The organism is Niallia sp. Kr1 (assembly GCF_050389805.1).
Classification (GTDB): domain Bacteria; phylum Bacillota; class Bacilli; order Bacillales; family Cytobacillaceae; genus Bacillus_BD.
Genome location: NZ_CP130945.1, coordinates 3,620,176 through 3,637,917, shown reverse-complemented (window position 1 = coordinate 3,637,917; position 17,742 = coordinate 3,620,176). Strand labels below are relative to the sequence as shown.

Genomic DNA, 17,742 nt, shown 5'->3' with positions numbered 1-17,742 from the left:
GAGAAAGCAAAACAGGTAAGCCCCGTCATGGTGGTCCAGTCGTAGCCCAACGGAAGGTCAAACAAGCGTTTAACAGATCCAAGAACTAAAATGTCTGTGTGAGTTTAAATCACACAGACATTTTTATTATTTAAAATTAATCCTATTGCTCATTTTATCATTTAGTTGCATAATTTAATTAGTTATCACAAAAGGAAATTAAAGGAATGTGTCATATGTTAACTATTGGAGAAACCTTAATTTTGGAACCAAGAGATAATGAGCAATCGGAAAAGTATAGATGTCGGCTTGTTGAAAAAAGTGAAAATGTTATTTTTATTGATTACCCAATAAACCTGAAAACAAATCGAACGACATTTCTTGTAGATGGAACGCAGTTAAAGGTATCTTTTGTTTCAGGTAATTCGGCATATCTATTTAATACAGAGGTTTTGGGCAGAGTGTTACAGGGAATCCCGATGATCAAGTTAAGCTTTCCTGGAAATCAATATGTCATGAAAGTTCAACGACGTCAATTTGTTCGGATTTCAACTGCTGTTGATGTTGCAATACACTCGCTTCAAAATGAATTTCCTCCTTTTACTACGGTTACAGAAGATATAAGTGCAGGAGGTTCTTTGTTATTTTTGAATCAAGATAATATTAATATGAAACCCGGAATGATTGTGATGGCTTTATTTGTGCTGCCAATGCAGGATGGGGAATATCATTATTTAAAGTTAAAAAGTAAAGTTATTAGAAAGCTTAAGCATGAAGAAATGGGAAAGACATTGTTTTCTTTACAATTTATGAATGTTTCAGCAATTGATAGACAAACGCTCCTTAGATTCACTTTTGATAGAGAATTAGCCCTGAAGAAAAAGGAATTAATTGAATAAATTTCTTTTTACTACCTCATAATAGGAATAAATGATAAATAATGGGGTATTGGAATGAAATTGATTGAAAGAGTGTTAATGAAAATCATATTGATTCAGCTTGTTTTATTACTCATGACACAGCTATTCTTTCATGAGTGGAACTCTTTCCCAGAATTACAACAAATTACACAATATGAAGGTGTATCGGAAAATAGTATAACAGAGATTATTGAAACGTTTAATCGTAAATAAGGCAGAGATTCCTCTGCCTTATTTGTTTTTTGTTGTGTTAGGGGGATATGTTGATTGTTAAATGTATTGGAAGACAAAAAGACTTATTAGGGAGGAACGAAAAGGATAAAACACCGTAGACTTAAAGTGCCTGAAACGGAGATCAACCTCCGTCCTACCAAGCCTATTTTTAAAGGCTGAATCATTTTTTCATCGATCAATAAGTTTAAAAGAAAGGGAATAATAATCTTATTCCTTGAAAGATTGATAAGGGCTTATCCATCTATCTTATGTTAAAATAGAAGTTAGCCTTAAACTATTTAGAATTTTTACCGCACATACAGGAGGAATTATGGAAAAAAAGATATCAATAGCGATTGATGGTCCTGCAGCAGCTGGAAAAAGCACTGTAGCGAAGATAGTAGCTGAAAAACTTTCTTATATTTATATCGACACAGGAGCCATGTATCGAGCATTAACGTATAAAGCTCTCAAGCGAGATATCGACCTCGATCATGAGTCTAGTTTATATATGCTTTTATCGGAAACAAAAATCGAGTTAGTGCCTGAAAATGGGAAACAGTTTGTTTATTTAGACGGTAAAGACGTGACAAATGACATTCGGTCGACAGAAGTTACCAACTCAGTATCCATTGTTTCTCGTCATCCATTAGTGAGAGAGGAAATGGTAAAACGTCAACAACTATTAGCCCAAGGAGGCGGGGTTGTGATGGATGGTCGTGATATTGGTACGTTTGTATTACCAAATGCAGAAGTAAAAGTTTTTTTAATTGCTTCTGTGGAGGAGCGCGCAAATAGAAGGCATGTAGAAAACCTTCAAAAAGGATTTTCATCAGACTTGCAACAGCTCCAAGAAGAAATTGCCAAGCGTGACAAGCTAGATTCAGAGAGAGCAGTTGCTCCATTAAAGAAAGCTAAAGATGCCATCGAAATTGATACCACTTCATTATCCATTAATGAAGTAGCAGAGCGGATATTGGATTTAGCGAGAGAAAGGATTTGATTGCAGTTGAATTTATATCCTTTAGGTAAAGCTCTTTGTGCAGGACTTTTATATCCCTTCTATCAATATCAAGTGATTGGGAAAGAGAACTTCCCAAAGGATGGGGGAGTTCTGCTTTGTTCAAATCATATTAGTAATTTAGATCCCCCAACAGTGGGAGTGGCTGCGCCAAGACAGGTTCATTTTATGGCAAAAGAGGAATTGTTCTCAGCCCCTGTTTTAGGGAAAATCCTTCCTCATATTAATGCATTTCCCGTTAAACGAGGAATGAGTGATCGGGAAGCGTTAAGAAAGGGTCTAAGTATCTTAAAAGAAGAAAAGGTATTAGGACTTTTTCCAGAAGGAACAAGAAGTAAAACAGGTGAATTAGGTAAAGGTCTAGCAGGTGCAGGTTTTTTTGCTTTGCGATCAAAGGCTCATGTGGTTCCGTGTGCAATTATCGGCTCCTATAAGCCTTTTAGAAGAATAAAAGTTGTGTTTGGTCGTCCGATTCCATTCGATGAATATCGTAAAAATAAAATTTCAGCGGAAGAGGCAACCGACATTATTATGAATGAAATAGGCCAATTAATCCGATCTTATAAATAGAACATCTCACTTGACAAAACGAGTCATTTATAAGAAGTTAATAAAAAGGGGTTTCTTTTTTTAAAAAGTATTTTTAATGATTTTTGGTTTCATTTGTGATGAAAATCTCGTTATTTAAAAACTTCATTCAGCAAATACCTTTGTACCGAAAGCTTGTGACAGGTACAGGATTCTCTCGCTTCTAAGGTAGGGGATGAATACCAAAAGCTTTTCTAATTCATGGGTTTTAAACCCAGGCTGAATGTAGTTTTGCTTCCGGCGAGCCTTGTGATTTTTCACGGTTTTTTATCGAGCTCGATAAAAGTCCGGGCGCAAATTCGACGGAGCGAATTTGATTGTAGTAAGCTTGTGGAATTAAGGAGGAGTACATATGTCAGAGGAAATGGACCAAGTAGAGGTTAAAAATTTCGAGGTAGGAGATCATGTTTTAGGTGTCGTATCTAAAGTTGAAGAAAAACAAGTGGTCGTTGAAATTGCAGAAAGTAAGCTTGATGGAATTATCCCAATCAGTGAATTATCAAGTCTTCATATTGAAAAAGCAAGCGATGTAGTAGCTGCTGGTGATGAATTACAACTACAAGTCATAAAAGTTGAAGAAGATGCTTTAGTTCTTTCTAAGCGTAAAGTAGACGCTGAAAAGGCTTGGGATCAACTTGTTGTTAAATTCGAAAACAATGAAACTTTCGAAGCTGAAATTAAAGATGTAGTTAAAGGCGGACTTGTAGTAGATTTAGGAGTTCGTGGATTCGTTCCGGCATCATTAGTTGAGTCTCATTTTGTTGAAGATTTTAGTGATTATAAAGGAAAAACCTTAACGTTTAAAATCGTTGAGCTTGATAAAGAGAAGAACCGTATTATTCTCTCTCATAAGGCTGTTCAAGAAGAAGAGAAGGTAAAACAGAAGCAACAACTATTATCTTCTTTACAACCAGGGCAAGTCATTGAGGGAACTGTACAAAGACTAACCGATTTTGGTGCATTTGTTGATATTGGTGGCATGGATGGACTTGTTCATATTTCACAATTATCACACCAACATATTGAAAAAGCCTCTGACGTAGTAGAAGAAGGACAAAAAGTTCAGGTTAAAGTGCTAAGTGTTGATCTTGATAATGAGAGAATTTCACTTTCCATTAAAGAAACATTACCTGGACCATGGGCAAATATTGCTGAAAAAGCACCAAAGGGTTCTGTTCTAGATGGAACTGTTAAACGAATCGTTTCGTATGGGGCTTTTGTAGAAGTATTTCCTGGTGTTGAAGGGCTTGTTCATATTTCACAAATCTCGCATAAACATATCGGCACACCGCATGAAGTCTTAAGCGAAGGTGACCATATTAAAGTAAAAGTTCTTGATGTAAATGAAGCAGAACAACGTCTATCATTAAGCATTAAAGAATTAGAAGAAAATGTTCCTGAGGATACTGAATATGAATTACCAGAAGAAACAAAAGGTTTCTCGCTTGGGGATGTTATTGGTGAACAACTAAAGAATTTGAAAAAATAATGGTGATATAATTTGTCTAGATCAAAAAGAAAATGGGATCATATCCAATATGCACTTTCGACAGGTCAGGATCGTACAACTGGTTTAGACGATATTATGTTCGTACACCAAAGTTTACCAAATATTGGAGTAAAAGACATTTCATTAGATACAAAGATTGGCGGACTTTCTTTAAGTTCGCCAATTTTTATCAATGCGATGACTGGCGGCGGTGGAGAAAGAACAAAAAGAATAAATCAGGAACTGGCTATTGTAGCTAAGGAATTCGGTATGGCTATGGCTGTTGGTTCACAAATGTCTGCTATCCGAGATTCTGCGGAAGAGGAAACATATCGAATTGTTAGAAGAGAAAACCCTAATGGGATCATCATTGGCAATCTTGGAAGTGAAGCAAGCCTTGAAGATGCCAAAAGAGCGATTGACATGGTGGAGGCAGATTTCCTGCAAATTCATTTAAATGTGATTCAAGAGTTAACCATGCCAGAAGGGGATCGTGATTTTACAGATGCCTTAAAACGGATTGAAACCATTTTAAATGGCATTCAAATCCCAGTCATTGTGAAAGAAGTTGGCTTCGGCATGAATGGAGAAACTGTTAAAAAACTTTCTTCCATTGGTATTAGCATCGTGGATGTCGGTGGTTTTGGTGGGACCAATTTTGCGAAAATTGAAAACAATAGGCGTGAAGGATTACTGGATTTCTTTAACCAATGGGGAATTCCAACTGCAGCGTCGATTGTTGAAGCCAAGAATAGCGGCAACACCGTAGAAATTATGGCCTCAGGTGGAATTCAAAGCAGTTTAGATGTGGCAAAGTCCATAGCTTTAGGGGCTAATGTATCTGGAATATCTGGTTCCTTCTTAAAGGTCCTCGTCAAAGAGGGAATCGAGGGCTTGATGAGGGAGGTAAGCTTCATGCATGAGGAGTTGATCTTTATCATGACCGCACTTGGTGCAGGAACCATCTCAAGCTTACAGCAATCTCCCCTTGTAATCAGTGGCAGCACCCATCATTGGCTAAAAGAACGAAAAATTGACACAATGAAATATAGCTTAAGAAAAGACTCCTAGTTACTGGGAGTCTTTTTTTTCTTCCAAATACTGTAAGGTGCCTGGCACCTGTCACTATTTTCCATCGTTAAGTTTTCTTGCCTCTTCTGGACTTTGTAGCTTGGTTGCTCCAGGGTAGTGTAGAGCTTGGTCTCTGTCGGATTCTACTCGGTTACTTTTCTTTAATTTTCTTTCTTGGCGATCGTTTCCCAATCTTATCACCTCCACTTTTTTAACATGCAACATAGCCAATAGATTATTCATTCTTCAAAAACGATGTATTTGATTTCATGACGATTAATTTACATAAATTATAGCCATACTGGAAAAGATAGGAGGTGAAGACGGAGTGGAAGGACTTACTTTTTATTGGATCTTTTGGATGGGATGGATAATCACAACCTTTTTTTATCCAAGATTTCATCCCGATCGACTCTATGTTTCAGCATGGATTTTGATTTCTATCATGCTATCAACCACTTTTATTCCATTAGGATTAGTTGAAATAAGCGGAACAGGTTTTTTTATGCTGCTGTCAGCGTATTGGTTTATTTCTCGGCTCCATATAAAACAGTTATTATATATCCTATTATCTACCTTTATCTTAATGTTAGTGACGGCCTGCTTTCTTGTATACGAATTATACGACCCTGTTTGGGTTGTGATGAAAAGAGAATGGATGATCGCTATTATTGTCACTTGTATAACGTTACTCCTATTAAAAAATCAAAAGCAACGAATTGTGGCTATGTTTTTAGGAACTATTCAGGGAGAAATATTATATAGTTTGATTTTAACGAAATATTCATTTTCCTATCCTGTTGCCACATTATTTTCACTCGATTCCTATGCTTTGTCTTTATCTTTAGTAGTTGGGTGGAACTTTTTAGAATTGATTGCCGCTTATTTTGATAAACAGTTCCAAATAACAGTAAAGGAGAAACAAAAATTATTATGAATGAATATACTTTACCGGTTACTTTTGGGGTAGCGGTAGGAACTTTGGCTAGAGTGTATATGTTAAAAACTGATTATCGCCAATATCCTACGTATTTACATGGAAAAATTATTCATATTGCTTTAGGGTTTATTGCTGCTGGGCTTGGTACACTGGCCGTTCCTTCCCTAATGGAGGAGGATTTTACAGCGATTACGTTTTTAACTGTTGCAGCATCCCAATTTAGAGAAGTTAGAAACATGGAACGTAATACATTGACTGAATTGGATGGTTTTGAACTAGTACCTCGGGGCAAGACTTATATCGAAGGAATTGCGGTTGTATTTGAGAGCAGAAATTATTTAGTCATGTTCACATCATTAATCACTACCCTTTTCTATTTGTTATTTAATTTTTGGGCGGGTTTAATTGCGGCGATTATTAGTATGTTAATTTCAAAGAAATTGATGACGGGTGGAAAATTAAGAGAAATCGTTGATATTAAGTATGTTGAACCTCATTTTGAGGGGGCTGGTTTACTGGTGGATAATATTTATATCATGAACATTGGGATTCCTGCTCGTCAACAAGAGATTCTTCGATATGGAATGGGCTTTGTTTTAAGTCCGAAAAATTTTGATGCTCGTTCAACGATTGCCAATCTTGGTCAAAGACAAGCGATTCTGCATGATGTTTCGACTGCATTAGGAATTTACCGTGACTCTGGTACACCTGCTCTGGCACCGCTGGCTAAACGGGATCTAGAGGATGGTCGAGTGGCCGTGTTTGTTTTACCTCAAAATCGCGATATACAAAAAGCTATCGAAACGATTGGAGCCGTTCCAACATTGGAAAATGCGATACGTATGCCAAAGGAAAGAAGAGTTGAAACGGAAGGAAGTATTGAAGAATGAATCTAGGTAAATTTATTTTAGCTGCTATAACGACAAATCCAAATCGTGTTCCGAGTGGGACGACAGTGTTTGTCTGTGATAATAAAGAACAAATGGATTTATTTGCTACAAATTTAGAAGCGATATTAGATGGAATTGCTCATGCCATTACTGATGAAGTCTATATCATTGTAAAACATTGATATTATGTCAACCTTTTGATAAACTAATACAGTTAAGCCCTTCTAAAGTATAGAAGGGTTTTCTTATCTTTGTAAAAGTCGCATTTAACAATCTAATATGGTAGATTTTATTTGAGAATAAAGGAAAAGAATACATAACAAACAGCTTGTAATATATAAGGAGGGTGATGATAATGGCAAAACCAGTAATTGCCATTGTGGGTCGGCCTAATGTTGGAAAATCAACGATCTTTAATCGAATTGTTGGAGAAAGAATCTCAATTGTAGAAGACATTCCAGGGGTGACAAGGGATCGTATTTATAGTTCTGCAGAATGGTTGAACCATGATTTTAATATTATCGATACAGGTGGTATTGATATAGGCGATGAGCCGTTTCTAGAACAAATTCGGCAACAAGCAGAAATCGCCATTGATGAAGCAGATGTGATTATTTTTCTAACCAATGGTCGAGAAGGTGTAACTGCAGCAGATGAGGAAGTCGCAAAAATTTTATTTAAAGCGAAAAAACCTGTTGTGTTAGCAGTTAATAAAATTGACAACCCAGAAATGCGCGATCAAATATATGATTTCTACGCATTGGGATTTGGTGAACCCTTCCCGATTTCTGGCTCCCATGGATTAGGGTTAGGAGATTTACTTGATGAAGCAGCGAAACATTTTCCAAAAAGGGACACAAAGGATTATGATGATGATGTTATCTGTTTTTCTTTAATTGGTCGTCCTAATGTGGGGAAATCTTCATTAGTCAATGCTATTTTAGGTGAGGAACGTGTCATCGTTAGTGATATATCAGGTACAACTCGTGATGCGATCGATTCGAGCTTAACCTACAATGGACAAGAATACGTTATCATTGATACGGCAGGGATGCGAAAAAGAGGAAAAGTGTACGAAACGACGGAGAAATACAGTGTTTTAAGAGCTCTTCGGGCTATCGAACGCTCAGATGTGGTGTTAGTCGTTATTAATGGAGAAGAGGGAATCATTGAGCAAGATAAAAAAATTGCAGGCTATGCTCATGAAGCAGGACGAGCTATAGTGATTGTGGTTAATAAATGGGATGCTGTAGAAAAAGATGAAAAGACGATGAAGGAATTTGAAGAGAATATACGTGATAACTTCCAATTTCTTGATTATGCACCGATTGTTTTTCTATCGGCAAAAACGAAAAAAAGAATCCATACTTTAATGCCAATGATTAATACGGCGAGTGAAAACCACGCGCGCCGCGTAGATACAAGTATTTTAAATGATGTCATTATGGATGCAGTGGCCATGAACCCGACGCCAACGGATAAAGGAAGACGATTAAAAATTTATTACACAACGCAAGTTTCTGTGAAACCACCAACATTTGTTGTTTTTGTGAATGAACCTGAATTGCTTCACTTTTCCTATGAGCGATTTTTAGAAAATAGGATTAGAGATGCATTTGGGTTTGAGGGAACTCCTATCAAAATTTTCCCAAGAGCAAGAAAGTAAGAGAAAAAGGGTGTGATGTAATGCACAGTCAGGAGAGTGTTACAGTAATTGGTGCTGGGAGCTGGGGAACAGCTTTATCCATTGTCTTAGCAGATAATGGGCATTATGTACGTTTATGGAGTCATAATCCAGACCAGATTGAGGAGATCAACAAAAAGCATACAAATAAAAAGTATCTGCCAAATATTCATTTATCGGATGGGATTATCGGCTATTCTTCACTTGAAGAAGCGATCTCAGGAGTAGAAACGATCGTTTTAGCTGTACCAACAAAAGCGATTCGGGAAGTGTTGGGGAAAATTAGAACATTCCAAAAAGAACCTTTAACGATTGTCCATGTTAGTAAGGGGATTGAACCAGATACTTTAATGACTATTTCTGAAATGATTGAAGAGGAAATGCCTACAGATTTATATGATAGTATTGTTGTCCTCTCAGGACCTAGCCATGCTGAGGAGGTTAGTTTGCGACAGCCAACAACGGTAACTGTTTCATCAAAAATTATGGCTGCAGCAGAAAAAATACAGGATCTCTTTATCAATCAACATTTTCGTGTTTATACCAATCCTGACATTATTGGTGTCGAAATTGGTGGGGCACTAAAAAATATTATTGCCCTTGCAGCGGGAATTTCAGATGGACTCGGTTATGGAGATAATGCGAAAGCTGCGTTAATGACAAGGGGACTAGCAGAGATATCACGTCTTGGCGTGAAAATGGGTGCCAACCCTCTAACATTTGCAGGATTAACAGGAATCGGGGATTTAATCGTCACTTGTACAAGTGTGCATTCCCGAAATTGGCGAGCTGGGAATTTACTTGGTAAAGGCAAAACATTACAGGAAGTATTAGATAATATGGGAATGGTTGTTGAGGGGGTAAGAACAACGAAAGCCGCTTGGCAGTTAGCTGAAAAACACGATGTTCAAATGCCCATTACCAACGCTCTTTATCAAGTATTATTTAATGGTGGAAATCCAAAAGCTGCAGTAGACAAATTAATGAGCAGGATGAAAACACATGAAATGGAAGATCTAACCATTTAACTTTCTACATCAGAAGTCTCTAACGAATATAAGTGTCGAGATAAATGCGAGCTTTTATCAATTCGGTAGGGGGTCAAACCCCGGCTGAAAGAACTTAAGGAAATTTCTCGATATCAGGGATTATATCCGGACGCAAATTCGATGGGCCATTTTGATTAGGAAGCAAACTGTAAAAAAACTTTTCATTTATAGGCATTTGAGGATGCGATTTCAATAGAGTGTGCATACAATGCATACGAAGGAAACTGGTTTATTAAACTGAGTGTATGGGTTATTTAGTCAATTGGAAGTCAGAATAAAGAGCGGAACCTCGTTCATTATTCTGACCTTTTTTGTTGTTCGTATATAAATGGATGAACAAACTCTAAAATAGTAATAAAATAAATAATCAAAACATTATAAAAATATTTACGATTGTGATATAATACTTCTCAAATAAGGGGAGGAAGAAACATGTCAGAAGCATTAATGAAAATGTGGATATCGCTTGCATCAATGGGCTTTTTGTTTATATCTATGGTGTTAATTTATTTGAGCAGATTCAAAATAAAACAAAAACTGATTAAGTTCATTTCCGCTAGTTTTGCTTATCTGCTTTTATTAATATCTGGAATTATTATATTTTTAGTTGTTTTTAGTGGACCAACCAATTCATAGTAATTTAGTAGATTAAAAGGATTGATTAGTTTGAAAAAATCAATACAAATAATGTTGATAATGATTTTACTATCATTAACAGGATGTAAGTACCCTGAAGATCGTTTAGCACAAAATACAATTCCCTATCAGGATCAATTACAATTGGTACAATCAGCGGTAGAGCAATTTCAACAGGATCAAGGTGGAATTCTACCGATTAAAACATTAGATCAAGATACTCCTATTTACCATAAATATCCGATTGATTTCAAACGATTAGTACCAAAGTATATGGCAGAGCCACCAGGTAATGCCTATGAAAGTGGCGGAGTCTATCAATATGTGATTGTTAACGCTGAAAACAATCCATCCGTAAAAATTTATGACTTGCGTATAGCTGATTTAATTAGTGAGATTAATTTACGGATTAACGTCCAAGGGTATCCTCCCTATAAAGAAAAGCTTGCTGAAAATATTTACAGCATTGATTATGAACTGCTAGGACTCAAGGAAGAACCGTATGTTGTAAGTCCATTTACAAATCAACCGCTCCCTATTGTCATTAATCATAAAGCGGAAATATATGTAGATTACAGCAGTGATTTATATTTAGCCCTACAAAAGGAAAAGGGTGAAATTCAAACTGGAGATGATATTCGCGATATTTTAGTAAAGGATTCACCGTTTGTTCCTGCCTATTCTTTGCCATATACAGTTGATTCGGAAACAAAAGAACCAATCTTTTTAACGAATTAGTCATAACCCTTTTTTTACAAAATATATTGTAAAAGAAGGGTTTTTTATGTGAAAGGGAAATGTCTAGCTTCAGCGCCTCTCCCTTAAGGCAACGACTCCTCTGTCTTCGCCTTCGGCTTGCCAGTTGGAGAGTTATCTTTATCAGGGGTGGGCAAGGCGCTTTCGCATTTCTTCCTCACATGCGATTCTTCCTGCAAGGAGGTTAAAAATATAGAAAACTGTCATAACGATGTAGGACAACATCATAAACATATATTGTATAAAACAATCGATGGGTACTTTCTATACACTACTATAGGGATTTTAGGAGGCGATCACTTGGAAAAGATAGATGTTTTTAAAGATATAGCCGAAAGAACTGGCGGAGATATATATCTAGGTGTAGTAGGTGCAGTCCGAACGGGTAAATCAACTTTTATAAAAAAATTCATGGAATTAGTTGTATTGCCAAACATCAATAATGAAGCAGAGCGAGCGCGTACCCAAGATGAATTGCCTCAGAGTGCTGCTGGAAAAACGATTATGACTACAGAACCTAAGTTTGTGCCAAACCAAGCAGCAAGCATTCATGTGGCTGAGGGATTGGATGTGAATATTCGCTTGGTTGATTGTGTGGGTTATACAGTACCAGGAGCAAAAGGATATGAAGATGAAAATGGTCCTAGAATGATTTCAACCCCTTGGTATGAAGAACCGATTCCATTTCACGAAGCAGCTGAAATTGGAACAAGAAAAGTCATTCAAGAACATTCCACCATTGGTGTAGTTATTACGACTGATGGTACAATTGGGGATATTCCTCGCAGTGATTATATTGAGGCGGAAGAAAGAGTCATAGAAGAATTAAAAGAAGTTGGAAAACCATTTATTATGGTAATCAATAGCGTTCAACCACAACACCCAAATACAGCTGCGCTTCGAGAAGAACTTTCAGAAAAGTACGATATCCCAGTGTTGGCGATGAGTGTTGAAGGAATGCGTGAATCAGATGTTCTAAGTGTGATGAGAGAAGCTTTATATGAGTTCCCAGTATTAGAGGTCAATGTAAATCTTCCTAGCTGGGTAATGGTACTTAAAGAAAATCATTGGTTACGTGAAAGTTACCAAGAGGCTGTAAAAGAAACAGTAAAAGATATTAAAAGGCTTCGTGATGTAGATAGAGTCGTACAACAATTTTCTGAGTTCGAGTTTATTGATCAGGCTGGTTTAGCTGGAATTGAAATGGGGCAAGGAGTAGCGGAAATTGATTTATTCGCACCTGATGATTTATATGATGATATCTTAAAAGAAATTGTCGGTGTGGAAATCCGTGGAAAGGATCACCTTCTTGAGTTGATGCAGGACTTTGCTCATGCAAAAACTGAATATGATCAAGTAGCTGACGCTCTGAAAATGGTAAAACAAACGGGATATGGAATTGCCTCACCAGCTCTTGCTGATATGAGCTTGGAAGAACCCGAAATTATACGGCAAGGCTCTCGTTTTGGAGTACGCTTAAAAGCGGTAGCCCCATCAATTCATATGATAAAAGTAGATGTTGAAAGTGAATTTGCTCCAATTATCGGTACTGAAAAACAAAGTGAAGAGCTTGTACGATATTTAATGCAGGACTTTGAAGATGATCCGTTATCCATTTGGAATTCAGATATTTTTGGAAGAAGCTTAAGTTCGATTGTACGTGAAGGAATTCAAGCGAAACTTTCATTAATGCCAGAAAATGCGCGATATAAATTAAAAGAAACATTAGAAAGAATAATTAATGAAGGCTCAGGTGGACTTATTGCCATTATTTTATAAGAACTCTCTTTTTGAGAGTTCTTTTTTTGTATAGAAACTTTGAGAAAAGTTACCATTGTTGTTAAAATTCTCTTGCGAATCGTATTTGGTTATGATACTCTTTTAAAGGAATTGGTAAGGAAATGAATAAACCCTTGAAAATAGAGGACTTTCTTCAAAAAAATATTGAAATAATTGTTTCTATGTTTTAAGATAATCCTTGTTATCATAAAAAAATGGTAATGATGTATAGAATTTCCTATTTTTGTTTACAAATGTAAATAAGAATCAGTGTTTCCAAGGTTTTTTACTAATCGGGAGGAGGTGACTGTCATGAACAAAACAGAATTAATTAACGCAGTTGCTGAGGCAAGTGAACTTTCTAAAAAGGATGCTACAAAAGCAGTAGACGCTACTTTTGATGCAATCTTAAATGCCTTAAAAGATGGAGATAAAGTACAACTGATTGGCTTCGGAAACTTTGAGGTACGCGAACGTGCTGCACGTAAAGGACGTAATCCTCAAACTGGAGAAGAAATTGAAATTGCTGCAAGTAAAGTTCCTGCATTTAAACCAGGTAAAGCGCTTAAAGATGCAGTAAAATAATTACATAAAAGTGCTAAAAAAACCGCGAGCATTCGCGGTTTTTTATTAATCTTATCCCTACATGTTTTACAGGCAGTAAGACTCCTCTCTAAAGATACTGAGGGAATAGCGAAAGTCGATAAAAAAATCAACTACCAGTATAGTCCATGAAGAACGAAGACTAAATGAAGCCCGTGGCAAGGTCTGTATGACCAGTGAGCTGGTCACAAACGATCAGTAGGGGATGAAGCAGGCTTAAAAAACGGCGTTCTGTTACGCGGATTCCGATTGCTTTTTCTAAGGGCTAATGCCGAAAAAAACTTATCGCGACGCCTGCACTAGTACATCCTGTACGTTGAAATACCTCGCTGATGGAAATTTTATTTTTTAATTTTATGAATACCTTATCCCCGTATTTTCCACCTAATAATTATTCATAAAGTATGCTACTATAAATAGTAAATAATTAATGAATGAATACATTAAATTCTTGAGATTTCTTTTCATATTTAACTCATCTATAGAGAACTTTAGGAGGAAATCAGATGTCAGAGTTCAATCGTACCCAAATTGAAGAAGCGGTACGTTTAATATTAGAAGCGATCGGAGAGGACCCGAATCGAGAGGGTTTAATCGAAACTCCAAAGAGAGTAGCGAAAATGTATGAAGAAGTATTTAGTGGAATGGGTCAGGATCCAAAAGAATACTTTGAAACTATTTTTAGCGAAGATCATGAAGAATTAGTTTTAGTTAAGGATATTCCGTTTTATTCTATGTGCGAGCATCATCTCGTACCTTTTTTTGGAAAGGCACACATTGCTTATTTACCTAAAGATGGAAGAGTAACTGGCTTAAGTAAACTTGCTAGAGCAGTGGAAGCTGTTGCGAGAAGACCTCAATTACAGGAACGTATTACTACTGTACTGGCGGAGAATATATATGAAACACTAAACCCCCATGGCGTGATGGTGTTGATTGAAGCTGAGCATATGTGTATGTCGATGAGAGGTGTGAATAAGCCAGGGACTAAAACGCTTACAACCTCAACAAGAGGTGTATTTGCTGAAGACAGTACATTAAGGTCAGAGGTATTATCACTAATCAAAGATGCATAAAAATTGAACGAAAGAGGGTACGAGTCTTATGTCAACGAAACCTACTCCGAATGAGTATGTAATCATCAAAGCAAAAGAAGATGGTGTAAACGTAATTGGGCTTACGAGAGGATCAGATACAAAGTTTCATCACTCTGAAAAATTGGACAAGGGTGAAGTGTTGATTGCTCAATTTACGGAACATACTTCTGCAATTAAAATCCGTGGCTCAGCGTTAATCAAAACTCAATATGGAGACCTTGAGAGCGAAGGAAAAAAAGAACAATCTCATTGATTATTAGTGAAATAATAGAAATCGGACATTTTAAGATTATAGGTCCCAATATACCTCCTTTTGTGGTATAATTGGGTCTGCTTGTCCGAGATATTATCGGATATTTTTATTAATTTTAATTAGGGGAATAAGGGTGTGATATCATGAGTGATATTGAAATAAGATTAGCACAAATGAAAGAAGTCATCGAAAGATATGTTTTACATCCTTATTTACGTAAATATATCAACTTGCCCAAAATTGATGAAGATAAATTACTGATTCTTATTTCAATCGCAGATCAGTTAGATCTATCCCCAAAGGAAAAAAATTCATTTATTATCGCGATCATGCTAATGAATATTGCCTTAGATACCCATGATCACGTATCGAACACTTTAAATGGTGAAAAAAGTTTAAAAGCTAGACAACTCACGATATTAGCTGGGGATTATTATAGCGGTTTATATTATAAATGTTTGGCAAAAGTAGAAAACATAGAAATGATACAAAAGTTATCCCAAGGTGTTAAAAGGATTAATGAGCATAAGGTAAACATTTACAGTAAAAATCAAAATACTGTAAGTGAGGTTATGGAGAGTGTGAAAATTATTGAATTCGCTTTAGTTGAGGAATTCACGCAATCATCGAACTTTACAAACTGGAATAAAATGACATCCAATTTTCTTTTGTTAAAACGGCTAATTGAAGAAAAGGAACAATTTGAGAATACCGGGGAATCTGTCGTTCTTCGTGCTATGAATCGATCGACCTCTGAAGGTCATCAAAATGCCCGAATCAGTTCTATACAGCAAAAAATAGTTGAGCAGTGTGAGGACTATATTGAACGAACTAGAAGGCGACTTGTGAACGAAATGGAAAATCTATTCCCGCAAATAAATTCTTCCTTAAAACAGCGATTAATTGAAATAACTAGATTACATGATCTAGTAGAAAAAACATATGTGGAAGAAGGGTAAAGAATGCAGGAACAAACAAAAGAAGAAAAAGTCCACCGTGTTTTTGAGAATATATATCAACAGTATGACAAGATGAATTCCGTTATTAGCTTCAAACAGCATGTGAAATGGCGTGCAGACATTATGAAACGCATGAACGTACAGAATGGATCAAGAGCGCTTGATTTATGTTGTGGTACAGGTGACTGGACCATTTCGTTAGCTGAAGCGGTTGGAACAAATGGAGAAGTAACGGGTCTTGACTTTAGTAAAAATATGCTCAAGATTGGTAAGGAAAAATTGAAAAATTATAGAAATGTTACCCTTATACATGGCAATGCGATGGAGCTTCCTTTTCCTGATAACTCTTTTGATTATGTAACAATTGGGTTTGGATTACGAAATGTTCCGGATATTGAGAAAGTATTAAACGAAATGTATCGTGTTGTGAAACCTGGAGGAATGGTCGTTTCATTGGACACTTCTCATCCAACCATGATTGGTTTTAAGCAATTATATTACTTTTATTTTCGATTTATCATGCCGCTTTTTGGAAAATTATTTGCAAAAAGCTATCAGGAATACTCATGGCTAAATGAATCGACCCGTCATTTTCCAGGTATGAAAAAACTAGCAGGGATGTTTGAACAGGTCGGTTTTACAAATGTAACCTATAAACCTTATACGGGTGGCGTTGCAGCAGCACACTTTGGATTTAAACGATAGAAAATAAATGGATGTTCTGTTTGCTTATCTATAGCAAGCAGGGGTTATAGCAAGGTGGATACGGATATGAAATTTAAAATGATGTATTCATTTTTAAATTCAGATATAGATATTGTAGAGAAAGCATTAGAAGAGGCGGTGCATGCAGATTCAGCATTGTTGCGTGAAGCCTCACTACACTTGCTACAAGCAGGAGGCAAGCGGATTCGGCCTCTATTTGTTTTGCTAGCAGCAAAATTTGGTGATTATGATATCCATAAAATCAAGAAGGTTGCTGTTTCTTTGGAATTAATCCATGCCGCTTCACTCATTCATGATGATGTGATTGATGATGCAGAGATAAGGCGTGGAAAGCCAACCGTTAAGGCAAAATGGGACAATCGCTTTGCTACTTATACAGGTGATTATATTTTTGCATGTGCCTTGGAGTTAATGGCTGAAATAGAAAAACCTGAAGCACATACGATCCTTTCAAATACAATGGTAGAGCTTGTTATTGGTGAATTAGAGCAAATGAAGGATAAATATCGATTCGACCAGAATTTGAGAAATTATTTACGGAGAATTAAACGAAAAACAGCTCTATTAATTGAATCCAGCTGTCAGTTGGGCGCTATTAGTGCGAACGCAGATAAAGAGGTTGCTTGGAAACTTGCGAAATATGGATACTATGTCGGCATGTCCTATCAAATTATTGACGATATTCTTGATTTTACAGCAACAGAAAAAGAATTAGGGAAACCGTCTGGTGGAGATTTATTACAAGGAAATATTACACTTCCAGTATTATATGCCATGGAAGATGAAGCAACTGCATTAAAGATTAGTAAGGTTCATGAAGATATGCCTAAAGATGAGATGGATCAAATAATCAAAATGATAGTTCAGTCTGATGCGATTGAAAAAGCCAGAAGGATTAGTAATCTCTACTTAGATAAAGCGCTTCAAATGGTGGAACAATTACCTGATAACCCATCGAAAACGGCCTTAAGGAATATAGCTAAATACATTGGAAGACGTAAGTTTTAGAAAATTTTAACTTGTTTCCGTTCAGAAGATGGAGAAAGTTGTAAAATATTCAAAAAAATGGTATTATTTCCATGGGTAGCC

21 protein-coding genes are annotated in these 17,742 nt (G+C 36.5%); 20 read left to right on the top strand and 1 reads right to left on the bottom strand.

Annotated features, from left to right (window positions below; all coding sequences use genetic code 11):
* Positions 1-215: 215 nt before the first annotated feature.
* The 6 genes from Q5760_RS17790 to fni all read left to right on the top strand — a co-directional run bounded on the left by Q5760_RS17790 (position 216) and on the right by fni (position 5,281).
* The gene (locus Q5760_RS17790; RefSeq protein ID WP_428908954.1) at positions 216-878 is read left to right on the top strand and encodes a flagellar brake protein; all 663 of its coding nucleotides are present in this window, start codon (positions 216-218) and stop codon (positions 876-878) included.
* A 54-nt stretch (positions 879-932) separates the two neighbouring features.
* Positions 933-1,112: a DUF5359 family protein gene (locus tag Q5760_RS17785; RefSeq protein ID WP_428908953.1), complete on the top strand. Its 180-nt coding sequence runs from the start codon at positions 933-935 to the stop codon at positions 1,110-1,112.
* 331 nt (positions 1,113-1,443) lie between these two features.
* On the top strand, positions 1,444-2,115 hold the full coding sequence (gene cmk, locus Q5760_RS17780) for a (d)CMP kinase (RefSeq protein WP_428908952.1): 672 nt from the start codon (positions 1,444-1,446) through the stop codon (positions 2,113-2,115).
* A gap of 6 nt (positions 2,116-2,121) precedes the next feature.
* The gene (locus Q5760_RS17775; RefSeq protein ID WP_428908951.1) at positions 2,122-2,703 is read left to right on the top strand and encodes a lysophospholipid acyltransferase family protein; all 582 of its coding nucleotides are present in this window, start codon (positions 2,122-2,124) and stop codon (positions 2,701-2,703) included.
* 370 nt (positions 2,704-3,073) lie between these two features.
* The gene (gene rpsA, locus Q5760_RS17770; protein ID WP_428908950.1) at positions 3,074-4,210 is read left to right on the top strand and encodes a 30S ribosomal protein S1; all 1,137 of its coding nucleotides are present in this window, start codon (positions 3,074-3,076) and stop codon (positions 4,208-4,210) included.
* 12 nt (positions 4,211-4,222) lie between these two features.
* A complete protein-coding gene (fni, locus tag Q5760_RS17765) occupies positions 4,223-5,281 on the top strand; it encodes a type 2 isopentenyl-diphosphate Delta-isomerase (protein ID WP_428908949.1) in 1,059 nt (352 codons plus the stop codon).
* A 54-nt stretch (positions 5,282-5,335) separates the two neighbouring features.
* Here fni and Q5760_RS17760 read toward each other — a convergent pair whose 3' ends face one another.
* Entirely contained in the window at positions 5,336-5,473 is a 138-nt protein-coding gene (locus tag Q5760_RS17760) for a YpzI family protein (protein WP_428908948.1), read from the bottom strand.
* A gap of 136 nt (positions 5,474-5,609) precedes the next feature.
* Between Q5760_RS17760 and Q5760_RS17755 the strand changes: the two genes are divergently transcribed.
* The 14 genes from Q5760_RS17755 to hepT all read left to right on the top strand — a co-directional run bounded on the left by Q5760_RS17755 (position 5,610) and on the right by hepT (position 17,661).
* Positions 5,610-6,218 (top strand): YphA family membrane protein, encoded by a 609-nt coding sequence (locus Q5760_RS17755; protein ID WP_428908947.1) that lies wholly within the window; start codon positions 5,610-5,612, stop codon positions 6,216-6,218.
* On the top strand, positions 6,215-7,111 hold the full coding sequence (locus Q5760_RS17750; RefSeq protein WP_428908946.1) for a YIEGIA family protein: 897 nt from the start codon (positions 6,215-6,217) through the stop codon (positions 7,109-7,111). The genes Q5760_RS17755 and Q5760_RS17750 overlap by 4 nt, the downstream gene beginning before the upstream one ends.
* On the top strand, positions 7,108-7,293 hold the full coding sequence (locus Q5760_RS17745; RefSeq protein ID WP_428908945.1) for a capping complex subunit for YIEGIA: 186 nt from the start codon (positions 7,108-7,110) through the stop codon (positions 7,291-7,293). Before Q5760_RS17750 ends, Q5760_RS17745 begins: the two co-directional genes overlap by 4 nt.
* A 173-nt stretch (positions 7,294-7,466) precedes the next feature.
* Positions 7,467-8,777: a ribosome biogenesis GTPase Der gene (gene der, locus Q5760_RS17740; protein WP_428908944.1), complete on the top strand. Its 1,311-nt coding sequence runs from the start codon at positions 7,467-7,469 to the stop codon at positions 8,775-8,777.
* A 20-nt stretch (positions 8,778-8,797) separates the two neighbouring features.
* Positions 8,798-9,823 carry an NAD(P)H-dependent glycerol-3-phosphate dehydrogenase gene (locus Q5760_RS17735; protein ID WP_428908943.1) on the top strand — a complete coding sequence of 342 codons (1,026 nt, stop codon included), beginning with the start codon at positions 8,798-8,800 and terminating at the stop codon, positions 9,821-9,823.
* Between the two features lie 453 nt (positions 9,824-10,276).
* Positions 10,277-10,480, top strand: coding sequence for a DUF2768 domain-containing protein (locus Q5760_RS17730; RefSeq protein WP_428908942.1), 204 nt, complete (start codon positions 10,277-10,279; stop codon positions 10,478-10,480).
* A gap of 30 nt (positions 10,481-10,510) precedes the next feature.
* Entirely contained in the window at positions 10,511-11,218 is a 708-nt protein-coding gene (locus Q5760_RS17725; RefSeq protein WP_428908941.1) for a hypothetical protein, read from the top strand.
* 318 nt (positions 11,219-11,536) lie between these two features.
* Positions 11,537-13,015, top strand: coding sequence for a stage IV sporulation protein A (spoIVA, locus tag Q5760_RS17720; RefSeq protein WP_428908940.1), 1,479 nt, complete (start codon positions 11,537-11,539; stop codon positions 13,013-13,015).
* A 312-nt stretch (positions 13,016-13,327) separates the two neighbouring features.
* Positions 13,328-13,600, top strand: a complete 273-nt coding sequence (locus Q5760_RS17715) for an HU family DNA-binding protein (protein WP_428908939.1) — start codon at positions 13,328-13,330, stop codon at positions 13,598-13,600.
* Positions 13,601-14,124: 524 nt separating this feature from the next.
* Positions 14,125-14,694: a GTP cyclohydrolase I FolE gene (gene folE / locus Q5760_RS17710; RefSeq protein WP_428908938.1), complete on the top strand. Its 570-nt coding sequence runs from the start codon at positions 14,125-14,127 to the stop codon at positions 14,692-14,694.
* 28 nt (positions 14,695-14,722) lie between these two features.
* The gene (mtrB, locus tag Q5760_RS17705) at positions 14,723-14,968 is read left to right on the top strand and encodes a trp RNA-binding attenuation protein MtrB (protein ID WP_428908937.1); all 246 of its coding nucleotides are present in this window, start codon (positions 14,723-14,725) and stop codon (positions 14,966-14,968) included.
* A gap of 143 nt (positions 14,969-15,111) precedes the next feature.
* Positions 15,112-15,927, top strand: coding sequence for a heptaprenyl diphosphate synthase component 1 (locus Q5760_RS17700; RefSeq protein ID WP_428908936.1), 816 nt, complete (start codon positions 15,112-15,114; stop codon positions 15,925-15,927).
* A 3-nt stretch (positions 15,928-15,930) separates the two neighbouring features.
* Positions 15,931-16,632, top strand: a complete 702-nt coding sequence (locus tag Q5760_RS17695) for a demethylmenaquinone methyltransferase (RefSeq protein ID WP_428908935.1) — start codon at positions 15,931-15,933, stop codon at positions 16,630-16,632.
* Positions 16,633-16,698: 66 nt separating this feature from the next.
* Positions 16,699-17,661, top strand: coding sequence for a heptaprenyl diphosphate synthase component II (gene hepT / locus Q5760_RS17690; RefSeq protein WP_428908934.1), 963 nt, complete (start codon positions 16,699-16,701; stop codon positions 17,659-17,661).
* Positions 17,662-17,742 lie beyond the last annotated feature (81 nt).

Bases quoted from the DNA above. Each gene is read 5' to 3' on its own strand.
- Q5760_RS17790 (WP_428908954.1), top strand. From the start codon at position 216: ATGTTAACTATTGGAGAAACCTTAATTTTGGAACCAAGAGATAATGAG.
- Q5760_RS17785 (WP_428908953.1), top strand. From the start codon at position 933: ATGAAATTGATTGAAAGAGTGTTAATGAAAATCATATTGATTCAGCTT.
- cmk (WP_428908952.1), top strand. From the start codon at position 1,444: ATGGAAAAAAAGATATCAATAGCGATTGATGGTCCTGCAGCAGCTGGA.
- rpsA (WP_428908950.1), top strand. From the start codon at position 3,074: ATGTCAGAGGAAATGGACCAAGTAGAGGTTAAAAATTTCGAGGTAGGA.
- Q5760_RS17750 (WP_428908946.1), top strand. From the start codon at position 6,215: ATGAATGAATATACTTTACCGGTTACTTTTGGGGTAGCGGTAGGAACT.
- Q5760_RS17745 (WP_428908945.1), top strand. From the start codon at position 7,108: ATGAATCTAGGTAAATTTATTTTAGCTGCTATAACGACAAATCCAAAT.
- der (WP_428908944.1), top strand. From the start codon at position 7,467: ATGGCAAAACCAGTAATTGCCATTGTGGGTCGGCCTAATGTTGGAAAA.
- Q5760_RS17735 (WP_428908943.1), top strand. From the start codon at position 8,798: ATGCACAGTCAGGAGAGTGTTACAGTAATTGGTGCTGGGAGCTGGGGA.
- Q5760_RS17730 (WP_428908942.1), top strand. From the start codon at position 10,277: ATGTCAGAAGCATTAATGAAAATGTGGATATCGCTTGCATCAATGGGC.
- Q5760_RS17715 (WP_428908939.1), top strand. From the start codon at position 13,328: ATGAACAAAACAGAATTAATTAACGCAGTTGCTGAGGCAAGTGAACTT.
- folE (WP_428908938.1), top strand. From the start codon at position 14,125: ATGTCAGAGTTCAATCGTACCCAAATTGAAGAAGCGGTACGTTTAATA.
- mtrB (WP_428908937.1), top strand. From the start codon at position 14,723: ATGTCAACGAAACCTACTCCGAATGAGTATGTAATCATCAAAGCAAAA.
- Q5760_RS17700 (WP_428908936.1), top strand. From the start codon at position 15,112: ATGAGTGATATTGAAATAAGATTAGCACAAATGAAAGAAGTCATCGAA.
- Q5760_RS17695 (WP_428908935.1), top strand. From the start codon at position 15,931: ATGCAGGAACAAACAAAAGAAGAAAAAGTCCACCGTGTTTTTGAGAAT.
- hepT (WP_428908934.1), top strand. From the start codon at position 16,699: ATGAAATTTAAAATGATGTATTCATTTTTAAATTCAGATATAGATATT.